At 63.3% G+C, this 17057-nt stretch carries 19 protein-coding genes and 3 tRNA genes; 5 read left to right on the top strand and 17 right to left on the bottom strand.

What is annotated here, in order from left to right; all coding sequences use genetic code 11:
- Positions 1 to 10: 10 nt before the first annotated feature.
- The 8 genes from JJ869_RS09940 to JJ869_RS09905 form a co-directional block, all read right to left on the bottom strand.
- Positions 11 to 2602 carry a phage tail protein gene (locus JJ869_RS09940; RefSeq protein WP_292266678.1) on the bottom strand — a complete coding sequence of 864 codons (2592 nt, stop codon included), beginning with the start codon at positions 2600 to 2602 and terminating at the stop codon, positions 11 to 13.
- A 3-nt stretch (positions 2603 to 2605) separates the two neighbouring features.
- Positions 2606 to 3013: a hypothetical protein gene (locus JJ869_RS09935; RefSeq protein WP_292266677.1), complete on the bottom strand. Its 408-nt coding sequence runs from the start codon at positions 3011 to 3013 to the stop codon at positions 2606 to 2608.
- 5 nt (positions 3014 to 3018) lie between these two features.
- Entirely contained in the window at positions 3019 to 3579 is a 561-nt protein-coding gene (locus tag JJ869_RS09930) for a hypothetical protein (protein ID WP_292266676.1), read from the bottom strand.
- The gene (locus tag JJ869_RS09925) at positions 3579 to 4178 is read right to left on the bottom strand and encodes a hypothetical protein (protein ID WP_292266675.1); all 600 of its coding nucleotides are present in this window, start codon (positions 4176 to 4178) and stop codon (positions 3579 to 3581) included. The genes JJ869_RS09930 and JJ869_RS09925 overlap by 1 nt, the downstream gene beginning before the upstream one ends.
- Positions 4175 to 6616, bottom strand: a complete 2442-nt coding sequence (locus tag JJ869_RS09920; RefSeq protein WP_292266673.1) for a phage tail tape measure C-terminal domain-containing protein — start codon at positions 6614 to 6616, stop codon at positions 4175 to 4177. The genes JJ869_RS09925 and JJ869_RS09920 overlap by 4 nt, the downstream gene beginning before the upstream one ends.
- Positions 6609 to 6839 (bottom strand): hypothetical protein, encoded by a 231-nt coding sequence (locus tag JJ869_RS09915; protein WP_292266671.1) that lies wholly within the window; start codon positions 6837 to 6839, stop codon positions 6609 to 6611. The genes JJ869_RS09920 and JJ869_RS09915 overlap by 8 nt, the downstream gene beginning before the upstream one ends.
- A 95-nt stretch (positions 6840 to 6934) precedes the next feature.
- Complete coding sequence (locus tag JJ869_RS09910; RefSeq protein ID WP_292266670.1) at positions 6935 to 7303, bottom strand: hypothetical protein; 369 nt, start codon at positions 7301 to 7303, stop codon at positions 6935 to 6937.
- 2 nt (positions 7304 to 7305) lie between these two features.
- Complete coding sequence (locus JJ869_RS09905; protein ID WP_292266669.1) at positions 7306 to 8247, bottom strand: phage tail tube protein; 942 nt, start codon at positions 8245 to 8247, stop codon at positions 7306 to 7308.
- A 99-nt stretch (positions 8248 to 8346) separates the two neighbouring features.
- On the opposite strand from JJ869_RS09905, the gene JJ869_RS09900 reads away from it, so the two are divergent.
- On the top strand, positions 8347 to 8724 hold the full coding sequence (locus tag JJ869_RS09900) for a polymer-forming cytoskeletal protein (protein ID WP_292266668.1): 378 nt from the start codon (positions 8347 to 8349) through the stop codon (positions 8722 to 8724).
- On the opposite strand, the gene JJ869_RS09895 is transcribed toward JJ869_RS09900, so the two are convergent.
- Positions 8721 to 9146 carry an acyl-CoA transferase gene (locus tag JJ869_RS09895; protein ID WP_292266667.1) on the bottom strand — a complete coding sequence of 142 codons (426 nt, stop codon included), beginning with the start codon at positions 9144 to 9146 and terminating at the stop codon, positions 8721 to 8723. The genes JJ869_RS09900 and JJ869_RS09895 overlap by 4 nt on opposite strands.
- A gap of 43 nt (positions 9147 to 9189) precedes the next feature.
- On the opposite strand from JJ869_RS09895, the gene JJ869_RS09890 reads away from it, so the two are divergent.
- The 3 genes from JJ869_RS09890 (at position 9190) to JJ869_RS09880 (ending at position 9445) form a co-directional block, all read left to right on the top strand.
- A tRNA-Ile gene (locus JJ869_RS09890) sits at positions 9190 to 9266 on the top strand.
- 2 nt (positions 9267 to 9268) lie between these two features.
- A tRNA-Leu gene (locus JJ869_RS09885) sits at positions 9269 to 9352 on the top strand.
- A 3-nt stretch (positions 9353 to 9355) separates the two neighbouring features.
- A tRNA-Ser gene (locus tag JJ869_RS09880) sits at positions 9356 to 9445 on the top strand.
- A gap of 6 nt (positions 9446 to 9451) precedes the next feature.
- Here the strand turns inward: JJ869_RS09880 and JJ869_RS09875 are convergent.
- From JJ869_RS09875 to JJ869_RS09845, 7 genes are read right to left on the bottom strand one after another with little or no spacing between them, the layout of a single operon-like run.
- Complete coding sequence (locus JJ869_RS09875) at positions 9452 to 10084, bottom strand: DUF6441 family protein (protein WP_292266666.1); 633 nt, start codon at positions 10082 to 10084, stop codon at positions 9452 to 9454.
- Positions 10081 to 10392, bottom strand: a complete 312-nt coding sequence (locus JJ869_RS09870) for a hypothetical protein (RefSeq protein ID WP_292266664.1) — start codon at positions 10390 to 10392, stop codon at positions 10081 to 10083. Before JJ869_RS09870 ends, JJ869_RS09875 begins: the two co-directional genes overlap by 4 nt.
- Positions 10392 to 11405, bottom strand: coding sequence for a major capsid protein (locus JJ869_RS09865; protein ID WP_292266663.1), 1014 nt, complete (start codon positions 11403 to 11405; stop codon positions 10392 to 10394). Before JJ869_RS09865 ends, JJ869_RS09870 begins: the two co-directional genes overlap by 1 nt.
- 39 nt (positions 11406 to 11444) lie before the next feature.
- Positions 11445 to 11816, bottom strand: coding sequence for a head decoration protein (locus tag JJ869_RS09860; RefSeq protein WP_292266662.1), 372 nt, complete (start codon positions 11814 to 11816; stop codon positions 11445 to 11447).
- 6 nt (positions 11817 to 11822) lie between these two features.
- A complete protein-coding gene (locus tag JJ869_RS09855) occupies positions 11823 to 12920 on the bottom strand; it encodes a head maturation protease, ClpP-related (RefSeq protein WP_292266660.1) in 1098 nt (365 codons plus the stop codon).
- A gap of 4 nt (positions 12921 to 12924) precedes the next feature.
- Entirely contained in the window at positions 12925 to 14424 is a 1500-nt protein-coding gene (locus tag JJ869_RS09850) for a phage portal protein (RefSeq protein WP_292266659.1), read from the bottom strand.
- An 11-nt stretch (positions 14425 to 14435) separates the two neighbouring features.
- Positions 14436 to 14651 carry a hypothetical protein gene (locus JJ869_RS09845; protein ID WP_292266657.1) on the bottom strand — a complete coding sequence of 72 codons (216 nt, stop codon included), beginning with the start codon at positions 14649 to 14651 and terminating at the stop codon, positions 14436 to 14438.
- 121 nt (positions 14652 to 14772) lie between these two features.
- On the opposite strand from JJ869_RS09845, the gene JJ869_RS09840 reads away from it, so the two are divergent.
- Positions 14773 to 15063 carry a helix-turn-helix domain-containing protein gene (locus JJ869_RS09840; protein WP_292266656.1) on the top strand — a complete coding sequence of 97 codons (291 nt, stop codon included), beginning with the start codon at positions 14773 to 14775 and terminating at the stop codon, positions 15061 to 15063.
- Positions 15064 to 15066: 3 nt separating this feature from the next.
- Here the strand turns inward: JJ869_RS09840 and JJ869_RS09835 are convergent, their stop codons facing one another.
- Positions 15067 to 16965 (bottom strand): phage terminase large subunit family protein, encoded by a 1899-nt coding sequence (locus tag JJ869_RS09835; RefSeq protein ID WP_292266655.1) that lies wholly within the window; start codon positions 16963 to 16965, stop codon positions 15067 to 15069.
- Between the last annotated feature and the right edge of the window lie 92 nt (positions 16966 to 17057).

Here is a 17057-nt window from a genome sequence, read left to right as displayed (position 1 = left end):
ATTACATCCACTAGGCCACCTCATCCGCGATCAGCCGCAACTCGGACACGATCGGCGTGAATGCCGGGTCATTCGTCCTGAGCCATGCCCGCGCTTCCACCGCGCGCGCCTCGATCTCGCTATTGTCGATCCGACCCCAGGGTCCCCAGTCGGGGTTTGCTGCTGGATCGTCATCGGTCTCGCGCACCTCGAGGACGACATCGATATCAGCGCCTTCTGAGCCGTCGAAGTCGGCCCAGCTGTCGATCGGGGTCATGCGGTCATCGATGTAATCAGAGAGCGCCGAGGCACCGACCAAGATGTCCGAGCGAAGCCGCACAAGCTTTAGCGCGCCAAAGTCGAGACGGGTCCCGAACTGATAGAGGCCCTCGGTTGCTAGAACGACCGGGCTTCCCGCGGCATCTGTCCCGGTTTCGAGCTTAAGCGTTCCAGCACTTGCCACGAGCCCAGTTTTGGGTCCGGGGAAGCTTGGATCCGCCGCCAGCGTATTCAGCTGCGCAAAGCTCAGGATTTGCACGCCCTTTGTCGTGACTGTGCTGACGGGACCGATACGCCCCTCGCTGTCCTCGGCCCGTAGGAGATAGGTGCCGGGTTTCAGGGGCACGACCGCGATGGCCTCACCGCCCGAGACCCGGTCCATCAGCGTCGAGTTCGCCCAAGTGGCATTTGCATCCTTGCTGTGGCGGATAATGACGCTGCCACCCACGCGGACATCGACATCAACCGCGCGCTGCCATTTGAGGACAGCAAGACCACCGGCTGACTGGATGGTCAGACCCTCAAGTGCTGCCGGCGGCGCTGTCAGCCCCACTACCTCGCGCGTGCCGTCACGCCAGGGAGAAGAGACGCCTAAGACCGAGACCGCTTTGACGCGGAAGTCCCACTGTCCCGGCGCAATGTCGCGGAGTTCCATCAGTGTACCGGTCGTCCGCCCATAATCTTGCCACGCGCTGCCATCGCGACGCGCCTCGAACTGGTAGCTCTCGACGAAGCCGCTTTGGGCTTCTGCCCAGCGGACCCGCAACAGTACCTTTACGGCCGAGCCATCCCGCGTGACGTAAAGCTCCTCCTCGCCCTGCGGTGCGCCAGGTGGTGCAATATCAAAGGCCGAGGGCAAGTTCGTGCGTGGTGCGGCCGCATAGATCTGTTCCTCAGAGGCGTCCCAGTCATAGACCAAGGGCGAGGCCTCACGCAGGAGAAGCTCTGGTGCGATCCGCGGGGCATCTCCGATCTGGGTCAGATCCAGCCGCACGGCCTCCACCTCAAAGGGTTTGCCGTCATTGGGATTAGGGCCGCCAAAGCCCCAGCGGGTGTAGCGCAGCAGTGTCGTCTCGCCTGCCGCCACGCGCCAAGCCTTGAGCTTACCGGAGAGGCGCACGCGCATCGGCCGCCGCGCACGCTCTAGCTCGATCTTGGCCAGACGTTGCGCCATCGCCGCGGAGATCGTGAACGGCAGCGCAATATCCCGCCAGACCTGTTCCCCGCCATCTTCCAACCGGTAGACCTCGGATGCGTAAGCGGGGAAGTCATCGGGCTGCCAGTTGTTCTCAGGGCTGACGAACTGGCCGCGGACCGCGTTGAAGTTCGCGGCCCGGCTTTGCCGGGTGGTGAGCGTCATGCCGCCTTCGCGCACATCATCGCTGGTCAGTAGCTCAGTTGGGATCCGATACGCGCCTGCCCGCATGCGCCATTGGCCCGCCTGCCAGATGCAGCGCCCAGTCATGGCGGTCAGCATTGCCTCGATGATGGTCTTCGGCGTCTCTGAGAGCGAGACCACCCCATTGCAGCTGTAGCGCGGCTCAAAGCCCCCTCCTGCTAAGTCCACCTGCTCATCGCAAATGTTTGCCGCCTCAATCAGGCTGTCAGTCTCGATGCCATCGGGCGCACCTATGCCTGCCCCAATGCCATAGACGGGATGGGCCATGTAATCGGCGACGCAAAGGGCGGCATTCTCAGTGTAGCCGCGCGTACCAGTACGCGGATCGAAGATATCGTCCTTGCCCTCCATATCGACGGTGATGTTGGGGATCCCGCCTGGAAAGGCGTCAGGATCGTAGGTGAGCCGCAGGTAGATGGCAGCGCATCCCGAGAGGCGGTGCGCGGCCGTCCAAAGTTCTGGTGCAGCGGTGATCAGGCCTGCGAATGCAGTTTGATCATCGCGACCGAGGCGCTTTTCGACGGCAAGCTTGCCCGCCCATCGGCCTTGGGCGGTGCCAGTCGCATCGAGTGCCATTTCACCTTCGAAGTAGATGGCGCCGATCGACTTCACCCGATGGGCGGCGAGTACCACGACGAGGTGAAGGTCTTTGTCCTTTTCGCCTGTGGAATGCAGGAAGGTGATCACGCCTCCCTTGCGCGTCCTCCCATAGACCATCTGGCGCGGCATCACCGGCTCGCGCACCGTCACCGTGCGGGCCTGCAACTCGATCTGGCCCACAGAGGGTTTCGGCATCATCGATTGCGCCGCCGCCGAGAGCAGCATTGAGGCGCCAAAGTTTGCGGCAAAGCCAATCAGACCCGTCGCTGCAAAGGCTGCTGTGATACCGCCAGCCGCAATGGCCGCGCCGCCAAGGGCGACGGCACCCAGAATGACAGGCGGCATGAATCAGGTTCTCCAAGCGAGACGACAAGAAGAGAGCGGCAGGGTCACAAGACCCTCGGGCGAGACGAAGGCAGCTTGCGCACCGGTGCAGACGCCAAAGGCCTCGGGCTCCCCGCCGAGAACCAGATCGCCGCGTTGGGCGAGGCGTGGATCTGCGAGGGGATCGCCCAAGAGCGCCAGCCCTCCCTCCTCGAGCGTGCGCCAGCCAAGCCGGCGCAACACACGCTGGCAGCCTACGGGCGTCCGATACCGCCCTCGCCAGAGCGCGGCATGGTCGGAGCCGCCCGTCAGATCGCGGTGCAGATCAAAGGCCCAAGTGGCGCAGTCATGTTGACCCCAAGCAAAGGGGCGCGTGCGGGCCTCTGTGATGGCCGCGGCAAACAGCTGCTCCCAATGGGGGATGCGAGTCATGGCATTCATCCCCGCCCCCAAGTGATCTCTTGGTCCTGGATCGCTGTGACATGCGCAAAGCCAAGATCGCCGGGGAAGAGCACCTGCTGGCTTTCATGGGTGTAGCGCCAATTGCGGGGTGCGTTCAGGTCAATGAGCCGGCTCTCATAGCTGATCGTAATCCGACAGCTTTGCGCATCTTCCTGGATTTCCGGCACATCAAGCCGGCCCGAGAAGGCTTGGACGGGATCGGCGATGATCTGGCGGTCCTCGGTCAGAAGGGCGAGCCAGATGCGCCCCGGCTGACCCTGGCGCGCCTCATCAATCGCAAGCCCCACCAGATCAAGCGGCACGCCTGATAGCGAGACCGTCGTCCCGGTTGCCACAACGTCTGAGGTCTCCTCCAAGGCACCAAGCCCAAGCAGTACGCCGACACCGGTCCAAATCTTGTCGTCCCATGTGACGGGGCCCACCCCTGTCCAGATCCGCACCATGCCGGAGGGAAAGGCCCCCTCAAACAAGATGGCAGGCCTCAGATCTGCAACATTTAGCGCATTGGCCAATGCCGGTGTGAGGTCGCGGCTCATCAAATCGCCTCCCGTGCTGACATGGTAAACTGGTGGCGGGCCACGCGCTCGATGCGGGTTGGGACAGAACTCGTGGGGCGCAAGAGCACCTTCGGCTGGTTCACCTCCAGAACCGTGCCGACAGGCAGGCTGCTTCGAATGGCAGGGAAGATTGTGAGGGCAGCTTGACCATTGGCATTGGCCACCACATCAAAGCCAACCTGATGCAACCGCGTGCCCCGCCCTGAGCCAATCGAGATGAAGTCTCCGGAGAGGACCGCCGGCGAGCCCGGTGGCCAGCCCTGGGTCTGCAGAAGATTGCCACTCGAGACAGCCAGCTGCAGCGTGATTGTTTGGGCGAGGGTTTTCGCCTCAATAGAGGGATCGGCTAAAAGGAGCAGGCCGCGGCCGGATCCAAGTGCTGTCAGCGCGGCGCCTACCGATCGGGCAAGCGGCCCCGATTGTGCTGCGAACTCGATCTCATACTCCCACCATTCCCCGCCCCAATCTTGGACCTCTGTCGTTCCTGTGAAGGGCGATGGTGTCTGGCTCGTGGCGGTCACCAAACGCCGCTCGAGGCTTGCGACCCAGGTGCGAGGAAGTTCCACGATCACGTTCATGTAAGACGCCCCCGGCGCATGGCATTGCCAACGGCTGCGACGGCGATCCGCTCAAATTCGGGCTGGGCATTGCGCAGCACAGTGGCGAGTTGCTCGGCCACGCCCATTTGGGCGCCCCGGGCATCGACATTGAGATGGACGGCGACAGGGATGCTGCCCCCGGCGCCCCGTGCAACCTCGGCTCGCGACAGCACCCGCTCGCCCCGCTGCAAGATCGTGGGCACCTCATCTGGGCGCAGGCCTACCCAGCCGCCGGCATGCATGCGGGGGGCTGCAGCAAAGACCGAAGCGGGGACGGAGCGCGTATGGCCGGAGAGCCCGACCATGCCGCCCGAGTGGGAGACCGCGGCTGCAACAGACCCACCACCGCCAAAGACACCGCCGAGCGCATTGGCGATCGGTCCCAGCACAGCGCGGCGGAAAGCCAGCACGGCCAGATCGGAAAGGATCGAGCGAACGAGGCTTTTGAAGTCGAGCTTGCCCGTCTCAATAAAGCTGCGAAACGCACTCTCGGCGCCCGAGAAGGCTTGGGTCAGCGTCTGGCCTAGGCCCTTGCCCCAATTGAGCGCATCTGTTGCGTAGCTCTTCAGCGCGTCCGAGACGGCGCGCCAGCCGGTGACAATCCGTTCTCCTGCGCCAGCGGATGCACCAACTGCGGCCGTGACAGCTTGGTTCAGCCGGTCGGCGGAGACCGTGGCCTCGTCCAGAGCCGCAGCCCCTTCCTCGCCGGCGCCGGCGACGGCATCGCGCAGCGCCGCCCAAGACGTCAGCGGTGCAGTTGCGCCATCCGCAAGATCGGTTGCGGCCTGCCGATATCTGTTGGCTGTGACTAGCGCATCAGCGGCGATTGCGTCGAGGCCGAGGTCGGGCGCGGTGAGAGGGTTGTCCGCGAAGGCTCGGCGGAAGGCATCTGCCGCGGCAGTTCCGGCCTCGGCTGAGGCGCCCGCAAAGGGGTTGGCAATATCGCCAAGGCTGATCTCGCCGATTTCGCCGAAAGTGGTCTCGATGCCGACGGCCGCCAACGCGTCGCGGATGCGGCCGGTGAAAGCGTCGATCCGGGCGATGGCGCCATTCAGCATGGCCTCAATGCCGTCGAGCATGCGGTTTGCGGCCGAGAAGACCAGATCACCGATCACAGCGGGCAGTCGCGACCAGATCTCGCGGACGGCCAGTAAGGCACCCTCGAATGTGTTGGCAGTAGTATTGCCAAAGCCAACGACACTCTCAATGGCCCCCGCGATGCCGGTCGCGGCATCGGCCTTCAGATCGTAGAACATGGCGGTGGCCGCAGCCCCGGCCGAGGATGCCCCCATTTTGATCCGGTCCCAGACCTCGATCGCGACATCTTTCACGAGCCCCATGGCTTCGCCGAAGCCGCCTGCGCCGGAGGCCAACCGGGTAAACCAGTAGACCAGCTCGCCCGCACCCACGATCAGCGCACCGATGCTGGTGCGGATCAACGCGCCTTTCAGGACCACCAGCGTGGTGGCGAGCCCACGCACAGACAGCGCCGCGGCAGCTATGGCGGCCACCCAGCGGCCGGCCAGGAAGGTGGCAAAGGTTCCTGCGTATATTGCCAGCCGGTCGAGATTGGCCAGCACTGCATCAAATGCCCGAGTGATCGGGCTGGTCGAAGAGGCTAAGGCTACGAAGGCATTGGCCACAGCTTCTAGCGACGGGGCCAGCGCGATAGCGATCCGATTGCGCACGCCGGTAAAGACCTGCCCGATGCTCACCAGCGCCAGTTCCGAGCGGCGCATGGCGGCGATGGCATCGGTGTCGAGAATTGCACCGAGTGCTTCAGCCTGCGCCCCAAGCCGCGTCATCTCCGCGCCGCCGTTTTGCAGAAGTGGGATGAGGCGCGTCGTATCAGAGGCCATGGCCTCAAGATAGAAGGTCATCTCCTGCTGACTGACGCCCGCGCGCTCGAGGCTGTCGACATAGAGTTGCAGCGCTTCCGGCCCTGAGAGCCGCGCAAACTGGTCCGCCGTCACGCCCACGCGTGGCGCGATGTTCTCGAAGAAATCCGCCATAGGACCGCCGCCCGTCTGCAGAAAGTCGCCGACCCGGTCGTTCACGTCCTTCAGGATGTCGGCCAGCTTCTCTTGCTCGATCCCCACCGTGGCCGATGCCGCCGACCAGCGCTGGAACAGCTCTGGATTGGCATTGGCGACTTGGGAGAGTTGGCCGATCTCGTTGGCGGCAGCAACGGCCGAGCGCGTCATGGCGACGACGGCAGTCGCAAAAGCCGTAGCCGCGGCAGTTGCCGCGATCCGCGCGCGGCGCGCGAAGGCCGCCATGCGCGCATTGGCCTGGTCCATCTCGCGCGAGAGACGCCCCATGCCGCGAGACCCGGCCTCGCCGACACCTTCCAGCTCGGCACGCACCTGGCGGCCGCCGGTCGCGGAGAGCCGGACAGATACGCGTTTCTCAGCCATTGCGATGTTCGATCTCTTCGTTGGTTTTGCGCACCATCACCGCCTCAATCGGCGGCAAGAGCTCTGCGATGACGAGGGGCGAGAGCCCAAGGGCTGCCCCAAGCTGAAGGGCCGCAGCCATGTCCCAGCCGAGGACAGCGCCGCCGCTCACCCCACCAGCAACGCGCACCTGGCCGCCCAAGCGCTGTACCAGATCCCAGATCTGCCAGCCCTCGAGAGTCATGGGTTGATGGAGAGTGCGTGGGCATTCCGCGCAGACAGAGGGGCATGCCGCGCAATAGTCACCACCCCCGCCGAACTCCCAGTCGGCGAGAGCGGTCAGGCGTTTTTTTCCGCGTCCAGTATCAGCGCGCCTGCGATGTATTTGGTCTGGAAGGCCTCGAAGATCGGCCAGAGCTCTAGCAGGGCGTCGATGCCCTCGGGCGTCAGGGCCAGCTGCTCGCCATCCTCGTCGCCGACGCCCTCCCAGTCCTTTACGACGATGCGCGCGACGGCCTTGGCGACGATACGCGCGAGGTCGTCGTTGGAACGTTCATCACCGGGTTCGGGACCCTGGGCGGCAGCCAAAATCGTGGGGTCGCTGCGCGCGGCCAACATGATGGCGGTGGTCAGCGGCTCCACCAACAGGCGGACACCATGGCCGAGGTCGAGCCAGCGTGGTTCATTCGAAAGGTTCAAGCGCAGCATGGTCAGTACACCTCGCGGTCATTGGTCAGGGTGACGGTGCACATACGACCCACCACAGGATCGCTGGCCGCCTGCCAATCAAAGGTGGCCTGTACACCTTGCGGGCCCGAGATCTCGATCCGGGGTCGGGGGAGATAGACGGCATGCGCGGTGAGGGTCTGGCTCTCGCCCGTTGGCAGCGTGTAGGAGAACTCCAACTCGCAGGCCTCGCCATTGATCGCCTGTGTCACCAGCGTTTGATCGGCAAAGCGCACGACGACATTGCCCGTTAGGGCAGCAATCGATGGGTCCGCGCCGTCGATCTTCCCATCCGCCCGGATCGTCTCGATGCGGTCGAGATTGTTGGCATAGGTCAGGTCAGCGGAGACAACATTGCCGATGTTCACGCCGTTCCGCGTGATCGACCCGTTGAAATGCCCGAAGCGTTTCAGCGCGATATTGGCGGGCGTCCCTGCTGCGCTGTTCGTGGCGATCGCCTCGCCCTGAGCCACGATGCTGGCCGTGGCCGTCAACAGCCCTGAGCGCGCCATCTGCCAGTTGAGGCTGTCCACCATGCAGCCGGAATACATGGCAAAGCGTGGCACCTCAGGCATCCCGGTTTCGACCGAGAAACTGGGAAGCGACCAACTGCCGGAACGAAACTCATGCGTGTAGGGGGCATCGGCACCCGTGGAAGTGGGCGCCCCAAAGGCGGCCTTCAGCCAGAAGCCAAATGCTTCTGTGTCGATCGGGATGACGACATTGCCATCCGCCGTTACCGCATCCTTGATCGGCGCCTGCGGATCCCGGCCGTAGCCCAAGAGTTCCGAGGTCTGCAGCGGTTGCTCGGCCCCCAGCGTCGTGCTGGCAAAGGGCATCTTTGTGAAGCCGCTCAAAGGGGGCGTGCCATAGGTCGTTTCGAACGCCAGCGCCATTTGCGCCCGCGCCCCTTGGGCTCGTGCCATGGTATTGTTCCCTCATAGGTTGAATAACGCAGCGGATGCCGCTTGACCCCCGCGTCAAGAGCCGCCTACTTGCCGTGTGCTGCCCTAAGGACTTTTCTGATGTTTACCTCAAAGCCTGCCCAGACACCCACTCCGACCGCGACAGCCGACCGGAAGCGGTCCGTGATTGCTGAGGATATCCTCATCGAGGGCAACATCCTCTCCCGTGGCATCTTGGAATTTGGCGGACAGATCACTGGTGACATCACCGCCGATGCCGTTGTGCTCACCTCCACCGCGCGCGTCCGTGGACGGGTCCGGGCACGCCAGCTCACCATCGAGGGCGAGTTGCAGGGCGCTGCCACCGCCTTGAACGTCAGCATCAAGAATGGCGCTCGCGTGAAGGCGAACTTTGCCTATGAGACGCTTGAGGTGGCTTCAGGCGCGCAGGTCGACGGCGAGTACAAGCGGATCAGCGCAGAGACCTTCAAGCTCTAGCCCAGCGGATCCGCCGTTGCGTAATGCAAAACCACCGGCACCACGGCAGCCTTCAAGCTTGAGCCGCCTTCGACCGGCAGATCGACAGGCTCAGGCGCCTCTAGCTCCACCCAATCGCACAAGCCCCCGAATGTTCGATCGGCGGCAATGACAGCACCGATTTGCGCTGTCAGCGCATCAAACAGGCTGTCCCGTCGCGCCATGGACTGCACGATCACCTCAAGCTCTGCCCGATGTTGGTAATGATACATCAGCGGTGAAAGCGTCACCCCGGGCTCTCCTGGGTTACCATCCCGCAAGATCATCAGCCCCGCAGGCGGCACGCGTTCCGGCAGCACCTCCCCGCGCAGAACAGGCACATGCGGGACCGTGCTCAGCAGATGCGCCAGGGCGGTGAGGATGGTTTCGCGGGTGGTGGGCATTTACTTGTTTCCCAGCGCAGAATCCGGCATCTAGACCGATAGCGGGCCTGTAGCTCAATTGGTTAGAGCAGAGCGCTCATAACGCTTTGGTTGCGGGTTCAAGTCCTGCCGGGCCTACCAAAGCCCCCTTGGCGGAATGGTAGACGCTAAAGACTTAAAATCTTTTGCCTTCGGGCGTGCCGGTTCGAGTCCGGCAGGGGGCACCAAAAGGAAGTGTGGCCGAGTGGTTTAAGGCTCTGGTCTTGAAAACCAGCGTAGTTGAAAGCCTACCGTGGGTTCGAATCCCACCGCTTCCGCCAGCCCCTTTACGACGCTCGCGCCTCCAGCCAATTCGCCACGATCAACCCCGGCAACGACGCCTGCGCCCGTTCGGCATCACGCGCCAGATTAAGCCGCTTCGCCAGCTTCACCTGCGGCACCAGAAGAAAGATCGGCACAGAGCTTTGCCCGCGCCCCGTTTTGGACCGCGAAGCCACGCCAAGACCACGGCTATTGAGCCGCCCATCTGCCACGAGCAGGCTCGGCCCCCGCCGCCGATATACAAAGCGCAAGCGCATGCCGCGCCGTTGCTCCCACTCGCCCGGCGTGATCCGGCGCCCCCTAGGGCCCTTTCCAGCGGCGGCCGTCGGGATTGCCAACCAGAACCCAGACTTTGATCGGATCATCAGACCAGCATCATGCGCGCTGATGATCTGCGGGGCTCTTGACCAGACCAAAGCCGCGGCGCTGAGGCTCTCGCCGACCTTAGGATAGGTCTGGCCGCGGATAGAGTTCGCCAGTCGCTGCCCCAGCCCTGCTCCGGTAATCTGTCGACGCCAAGATGCTTTGAGCCCTGCCCCCGCCTCGCGCATCGCAGCGCTGACAGCCCGTTCCCCCGCGCTGACCTCCGCCGCCATCACAGCGACGAGATCAGGGCTGATGTCGAGGTTGAGTTTCATGCAGGGGCAAGCTCAATCGTCCAGATGAGCCGCTCGCGATCACGGCGCGGCTCACCCTGGATCAGGAAGGTTTCTTCGCCGATCAGGATCTGCTCCTGCGGACGAGGATCCGGAATGTCCGCCACCCGGACGTCAATCCGGGTGGTGTCTGACATGAGCCGCGCCGAGCCAAACTCGGTGATCTCGTCGGGTCGGCGCAGAATGCCCCGCGCCCTGGTGAACTGCCCCTCAGCATCGCGATGCCATATCTCCACCGCAATGTTGGGGTCCTCAAACAGGACCCCAAGCGCCTGCGCAAAGACTGACATCAGGTCCGCTTGGCAGAACGCAGCACCTGGGGCCGGGTGCAGATCGGCAGCGGGTTGCTCTCGATTTCCAGCCGCACCCATTCATCCCGCTCCCGATCCGGGATCATGCGCGCATAGAGCGGCAGGCCGATCGTATTTACTGTCTCAAAGGTATCGGCCGGAGCGAAGTAAATCTCGAAGAGGCCCTCGATGCCTTGCGGATAGAAGAAGGCTTTGTCCGTCGGCACCCCGATGGTGGCTGTCCCGCCATAGCGGCGGAAGGTGATGCCGCCAAAGGTGAACTCATCAACCGCCCTGCCCCGCAGCTCATTAGCAGCGGCCGTGTTGAGATAAGTTTCGCGGATCTCTTTATGCGCCACGAGATCCGCGAAGAAGGCCGAGCCGCATTCCGCGCGCAGCTGGACAGGTCCGACAGCTAGCCCACCCAAACTGTCCTCGACGCTTTCGATCAAGGCTTGGCAGCGCTTGCGCAGCGCCCCCGAGGCCGGCGACTGGTTGTCGAGATCAAAATCGATCTCAGCGGCAGGCGTGATCCCAAACTCATTGGCGAAGTTGATCACCACCGAGCCATCGCGGGGGTCCTTGACCAGCCCCTGGATGCCGTTGAGCAAGTGATACTCGAACGTCGCTTCTGCATCAGCGCGCAGGCGTCGCATGCGGCGAGCCACCTCGGCTTGGGCCTGTTGGGTCACGCTTTCAGACCCAAACTCGCGAATGCCTTGGATCTCGGATGCCCAAAGCACGTCTTGCTTTTTGAACTGCCGGCACACGAAAGCCCGCACCTGCCGGCTCTCGGGCGTTTGTTGATCATAGCCGCCACCGCGTTCCGAGAAGGGGATGAGCGAGAGTGTACCATCCCGGCTTTCAATGACAACGGTGCGCGTGCGCACGCCGCGTTCCCCGAACAAGTCGGACCCAGAAAGCGTTGCGGGCTTGAAGGGGATGTTTTCGAGGGCACGGGTCAGTTCAATGACGGAGAAGGCATCGCCTTCAAAGATATCCATGGTGGCCATAAGCCAGCCTCCTTGATGTGATGAGTTGGGGGCTGCGCCTCAGCGCAGGATGATGCCGATTGTGGCGAGCGCAGTTGTAGCGGCCGTGATCTGGGCCTCGGTTGCACCGTCGGGCCAGATGATTTCGTAACGGTTCACGATCGCAGGGCCGCGCAAGATCACGACACTGGACACATCTGCGGCGCTTGCATCTACCTTATCCCAAAGGATGCCGGCGGCATTCTGGCTGCCGTTCGTGGCCGCCGGCGCGAGGGCCGTGAACTTACCACCGGTGGTAATCTTGCCGAGCACCGTGCCGGGCTCAAGCTTGCCGGCGCCCGAGGCGATGGTAACGGCCTCGCGGGTGTAATCGCGCAGGACTTCCCAGACGAGAAAGCCGCCTGCGTGTTTGCCTTCAGTCAGCATGGTCATGATGGGTTATCCTTTCTGGCGGAATGTGCGGGCGATCACCTCACCCCAGGGATTTGCGGTGATGGCCCGGCCCGGTTGGGCATGGGCGCTGCTGGTGATGTCTGGAACGGCCGTGGCCTTCGCTGCGAGGAGACGGCTCCGGACCTCATCGAGACCGACATCCTCCTCAAGGAACCGACCCGACATCTGCGGCTGACCTGCAAGGCGGCAGAGATCGATCACGGCGCGTGCATGGGCGATGGCCTCGGCGCGGATCGCCTGTGCGTCGGGTGCTGGGTCGCCGGGCGGATCGGAAGTCGGGGTTTCGCTCGACTGGGTGTTCTCGTTGGAAACACCCGGAGCGATGTCCACCTGTTCCATCAGCGGCTCTTGCTCATCCACGATCAAAGGCTCGGCGTCGCGCCCCGTGTCATCACCTGCGGCATGGCCACCTACCGGCTCGCGTTCAGACAGATCATAAAGATCCTCGGCAAATGCCACCTCATCGTCCGCCGTAGCTGCCTGATCAACCGTGGCCTCAACCAAAACCGGTGGGGCATTGCGGAAGGAGGCGATGTCAAAGCTGGCCGCAATGCGAACCGGCTCAACCATGCGCGTCGCTAAGCCTGTTGCGATCGCTGCCTCGGCATCAAACCAGGTCTCGGCCGCCATCAGGGCTGCGATCTCTTCCTCAGATCGGCCCGAGCGCGCCGCATAGCCGCGGATCATGCTGCCTGCGATCTTGTCCATCGTTGCCGCCATTTCACGCATCTCCGCGGAAGTGCCCATGACCAAACCCGAAGGGTTATGGATCATCAGGAAGGCATTCTCGGGCATGACGATCTCATCGCCTGCCATGGCCACATAAGAAGCCGCTGAGGCAGCAATGCCGTCGATCCAGACAGTGATCTCACCCTCATGGCGTTGCAGCGCATTGTAGATAGCCACTGCATCAAAGACGGAGCCACCGGGGCTATTGAGACGCAGATCGATCGGAAGCCCGTCGGGCAATGCGCCGAGTTCGGCAAGGAACCCCTTAGCTGTGACGCCGTAAGCACCGATTTCGTCATAGATCAGTACTTCCGCGCCCGTGCCCCGGGCGCGGATCGTGTACCAGGATTTCATGGGATCACTCCTGCTCAGATGTCGGGGATGGCGCGGCGCCATCCTCGTTTGGTGTGGGTGTCTCAGGGATGGCCATCGGTGTGGCCCGCGCGCCTTGCGTTTCACTAGGCTTGACGCGGTAGCTCAGCCCCAGTTCTGCCGCGCGCTTGGCGTCCGCGGCGTTCTCGCGATCGACCTCTTCGATGTCGTAGCCCGTGGCCTCGACGACCTTACGCCGCGAAGTAATGCCCGCCTCCATCGCCAGCATCTGCGCCTGGATGTCCTTTAAGGGATCAACCCAATCCCACCGTGGCGGGATCCATTGCACGGGTCGCGCGATGACAGGATCAGCATTGAGCGCGCCTGAGAGCACAGCCGTTTCCAGCCAGCGCCGCCAGATCGGGCGGCATAGCTGATGGGCGATGACCCCGTGCTGCAACTGACCGATGCGGCGACGGAACTCGACCAGTTCTGCCCGCAAGCTCGAATAATTCGCCTGCCGAACATCGCCGGTGACGAGATGATAGGGCAGCCCCAGCGAGGCCGAGACAGCAAGCAGCGTCCGATACTGGAAGGCCTCATAGCCACCACCGACGTCGGCGGGGCTTGAGAACTTCACGTCCTCGCCGGGCAACAGCACCTGCATGGTGCCGGGTTCCAGGCTGGCGATCGCCGCTCCATCGAGATCGGCCTCGCCTTCGCCCATCATCGGGTCTTCGGGTGCCGTCTTGGTGATGAAGCCTGCGAACATCGCCGCCGTCTTTTTTCGGTCAAGTTCGGCGTCGTCGTATTGGTCCAAGAGAAACAACCGCACCATGGCAGGTGCCACATGCGGCAGGCCCCGGATCTGGCCCGCATCGATCGGCCGGTAGATGTGCAGCACCTCCTCGGCAGGCACACGCACCGTCTCGGGCACAGCCACCCGCTGATCCGTGCTGTCCCCCGGATGGCGGCGACGGAAATGATAGGCCACTCGCCGACCGATAAGGTCGAACTCGATCCCGCAGCGAATGCGGTTCCCGTTTGGGTCCGTCTCGGTTTTCTCAAAGGGCAGCATCTCCGACTGGAGAAGCTGCAACTGTAGCGGCACAAGCAGCCCGTCTTCTGCCCGGCGCGGGCGCAAGCGTACGAAGCACTCGCCCGCCACAAACATCTCGCGCGCTACCATGGCCTGCAGGCCATAGAAGTCTGTTAGACCATCGGCGTCCGCCTCGTCCGTCCAGGCCAGCCAGAGCTTCTGGACCTGGTCGCGCAGCGCCGCATCCATGAGGAGCGAGGATGGTTTGATGCCATCGCCGACAAGGTTGGCCGCAAAAGCCTCGCAAGCATTGGCCGCATAGCCATTGGTCACCACGAGTTCGCGCGATCGCGCCAGCAGTCTGGGTCCGCCAGAGGCGACCAACGCATTGATGTTCTCAAGCGGCGGGTTCCAGCCGCGCAAGCGGCGCTTGGCCATCGCCCCTTCGAGACGCGCGCGCATGGCTTCAGGGCCGCCAGGTTTGGGGCGGCGAAACAGGTCAAACATCCCCATTTCTGTCAGAGCCCCTTGGCCGTCATCACGCGGACCTGCCGCACGATCCGCCGCCCCTCAGCCGCGGCGATATCGCGGTCGAGCGCTTCGATGGCCCGGTCGATCTCGGCGACGCTGCGATAGTCGACCGTTTTGCCGTCGTAGCTGACCCGGGCCACGCCGGAGGCGCGCTGCGCGCCCAATACATCTCGCCGAGCGCGCAGTTCGGTGATTGTGGCCATAAGACCTCCATTGCGCCATTGACATATACGCCATTGGCGTACACTTGTTGTCTCAGGCGAAATTACCGTTGCCGAAAAGGTCAGAGAACCAAGTTCTGTCCGACAGCTACAGGAGCGCAAGATGACCGACGCCTTCAAAAGCATCGAACAGGGCCTCAAGGAAGCCATTGCCCATGCGCGCGGGGAAACCTTAGTACCGATCCACGAGATCGAGATCCCCGACGCGGACGTCCAGGCCATTCGAGCCCGCACGGGTCTTTCGCAGGCCGAGTTTGCAAAGAGCATCGGTGTGAAAAAATCCACGCTTTTGAACTGGGAACAGAACCGGCGTTCGCCGGAGGGCCCGGCGCGCGTGTTGCTGGCGCTGATCGACAGAGATCCCAGCATTGTTCAGCGCACGCTCGCAAACTGAACCCTACCCCATATAGCTTGACCGAACCGTCCGGCGGCGCACTGTCGGCTGCGGCGAAGATTTTACCAGCGGCTTGGGTGTGGCCGATGCAGTTTCGATCATCAACTGCCGCTCCAACTCCTCCCACCGGGCGTCCGACCAGCGGTCCGCGCCCAGGATCCACGCGGCAGCGCGGGCGTAAACGCGGCAGTCGAGGGCCTCGTTGCGTTCCCTCAGCTTTTGCCATTCGAGTTTCGCGAAGCCGCGCTTGTTCTTGACCGTGACCAACTGCTCTGCCGTCAGCTGCTTGAGCCATTCAGCATCAATCCAGCCCGGCAGATGAAGAAAGCCGGGAGTGAACTTTTCCCAATCCGCCGGGCTGGAGATTTCCGGCGGATCAAGCCGCAGGAACCGATACGTCTCGGCCTTAAAGGTCGAGGTTGAGATGGTCCAGAGCCTTGCGCCGCGCCGCAAGCGTTTTCCGGCGATGGTCGCATCGACAAAGGTCGGGCCCGTCACCGGGCTTGCCCTATTGAAGCCCTCAAGGCCCTTGATCGGCGCCACCTGTCCAAAGCTCACCTGCCGTGCCCAAGAGTCGACGGCCGCCGTGTCATAGCCCGTATCGATCGCCAGCCGCGCGATGGTCATCGGCGTGCCGCTGGTGTGGGCCCAAGTCCGGCCAAGGAGGTCCGAGAGCTTTTGCCAACAGTCCTGATCGCCCGGTCCACCCTCAATCACAATGTGATCGATGAGCCAGCTTTGCAGCCCCTTACCCCATGCCCAGACATCAACCTCAATCCGGTCCTTCTGGACGTCTACCCCGGCAGTCAGGAACAACCCACCCGCCGGCACTGTGCCCGCGCGCCAATCTTCCTTCAGACCCTGCAGGCGTTGCCAATCCGGAGCCTCGCCGCTTTCCATCCAGGTCTCGCCGAGGGAGGTGTTGATGAAGGTCTTCATCGTCTCGTCCCCACCGGCGCGCGCCGATAGAAACGCCTTGGCCATGGCCTCGAGCCGCACCCAGGGCGAATAAATCTCGTTCAGATGGAACCCGGCCGTCCCATTGAACGGCGCGTCCGCGATCCAGCGGCCCTTCGAGATTGCGGCCCAGCGGGTCTCATCCTTCCAAGGCGCGTCGCACTCGGCGCAGTGGTAGAGCGCTGTTTCGGGGCGATGGTCGCCGTTCTCGTCCTTGTCCCATTTGACCTGCCCCCAGGTCAGAATTTGTTCATGTCCGCATACGGGGCAAGGTACCCAGAACCGGCGCTGGTCGCTTTCTTCGAATGCCGCTTCTATCCGGCTCGCACCCTTGTTTGTCGGTGTCGAGACCAGCACGATCTTGCGGTTCCAGAATGTCACGGTCCGCTTTTTCGCGAGGTTGACCGGGTCACCCTCGGCCCCCGCGCTGAATGGATAGCGATCGACCTCGTCGCACAAGAGGAGCCGGATCGGTCGGCTCGCAAGCCCCGATGGGGCATTGGCCCCGACGATGGTCAGATGCCCGCCGGGAAACCGTTTGTGCAGGATCTTGTTGTTGCCGTCCCGCGACCTGGGATCGGCGATCTTGCCCTGCAGGCAGGGCGTGTCCCGCGCCATCGGCGAGAAGCGGTCTTTCGACCAGGTTTCGGCATCGCGCTCGGTGGGCATCACCACCATGATCGGCGCCGGGTCGTGGTCGATGTGGTAGCCGACCATATTCAAGATCGACTCCGACTTGCCGATTTGACTGCTCGACATGATCACGACGGTTTCGGCCGCCGGATCCGAGATCGCGTCCATGATGCCGCGCTGGTATTCCGCGCGGCTCGTGCGCCATTGGCCGGGCTCGGCGCTGGCCTCAGAGCTCAGCCGGCGGTTCTGATCCGCCCAATCGCTGATCGTCAGGTCCGGCGGCGGCTTCAGAACCGCCAGTGCCTTCGCCACTGTCCGCTTCAGGATCGCTGACCCCTTCAAGGTCAATGTGGGCTTCAAGTTCAATGTCTGGCTGCGCGAGATCATCGAGCACCTCGCGGATG

It is taken from the genome of Marivita sp. (assembly GCF_017643905.1).
In the GTDB taxonomy this organism is placed as follows: domain Bacteria; phylum Pseudomonadota; class Alphaproteobacteria; order Rhodobacterales; family Rhodobacteraceae; genus Marivita.
This window is presented reverse-complemented; position numbering and strand designations above follow the sequence as displayed.

Bases quoted from the DNA above. Each gene is read 5' to 3' on its own strand.
- JJ869_RS09940 (WP_292266678.1), bottom strand. From the start codon at position 2,602: ATGCCGCCTGTCATTCTGGGTGCCGTCGCCCTTGGCGGCGCGGCCATT.
- JJ869_RS09935 (WP_292266677.1), bottom strand. From the start codon at position 3,013: ATGACTCGCATCCCCCATTGGGAGCAGCTGTTTGCCGCGGCCATCACA.
- JJ869_RS09930 (WP_292266676.1), bottom strand. From the start codon at position 3,579: ATGAGCCGCGACCTCACACCGGCATTGGCCAATGCGCTAAATGTTGCA.
- JJ869_RS09925 (WP_292266675.1), bottom strand. From the start codon at position 4,178: ATGAACGTGATCGTGGAACTTCCTCGCACCTGGGTCGCAAGCCTCGAG.
- JJ869_RS09920 (WP_292266673.1), bottom strand. From the start codon at position 6,616: ATGGCTGAGAAACGCGTATCTGTCCGGCTCTCCGCGACCGGCGGCCGC.
- JJ869_RS09915 (WP_292266671.1), bottom strand. From the start codon at position 6,839: ATGACTCTCGAGGGCTGGCAGATCTGGGATCTGGTACAGCGCTTGGGC.
- JJ869_RS09910 (WP_292266670.1), bottom strand. From the start codon at position 7,303: ATGCTGCGCTTGAACCTTTCGAATGAACCACGCTGGCTCGACCTCGGC.
- JJ869_RS09905 (WP_292266669.1), bottom strand. From the start codon at position 8,247: ATGGCACGAGCCCAAGGGGCGCGGGCGCAAATGGCGCTGGCGTTCGAA.
- JJ869_RS09900 (WP_292266668.1), top strand. From the start codon at position 8,347: ATGTTTACCTCAAAGCCTGCCCAGACACCCACTCCGACCGCGACAGCC.
- JJ869_RS09895 (WP_292266667.1), bottom strand. From the start codon at position 9,146: ATGCCCACCACCCGCGAAACCATCCTCACCGCCCTGGCGCATCTGCTG.
- JJ869_RS09875 (WP_292266666.1), bottom strand. From the start codon at position 10,084: ATGAAACTCAACCTCGACATCAGCCCTGATCTCGTCGCTGTGATGGCG.
- JJ869_RS09870 (WP_292266664.1), bottom strand. From the start codon at position 10,392: ATGTCAGTCTTTGCGCAGGCGCTTGGGGTCCTGTTTGAGGACCCCAAC.
- JJ869_RS09865 (WP_292266663.1), bottom strand. From the start codon at position 11,405: ATGGCCACCATGGATATCTTTGAAGGCGATGCCTTCTCCGTCATTGAA.
- JJ869_RS09860 (WP_292266662.1), bottom strand. From the start codon at position 11,816: ATGACCATGCTGACTGAAGGCAAACACGCAGGCGGCTTTCTCGTCTGG.
- JJ869_RS09855 (WP_292266660.1), bottom strand. From the start codon at position 12,920: ATGAAATCCTGGTACACGATCCGCGCCCGGGGCACGGGCGCGGAAGTA.
- JJ869_RS09850 (WP_292266659.1), bottom strand. From the start codon at position 14,424: ATGTTTGACCTGTTTCGCCGCCCCAAACCTGGCGGCCCTGAAGCCATG.
- JJ869_RS09845 (WP_292266657.1), bottom strand. From the start codon at position 14,651: ATGGCCACAATCACCGAACTGCGCGCTCGGCGAGATGTATTGGGCGCG.
- JJ869_RS09840 (WP_292266656.1), top strand. From the start codon at position 14,773: ATGACCGACGCCTTCAAAAGCATCGAACAGGGCCTCAAGGAAGCCATT.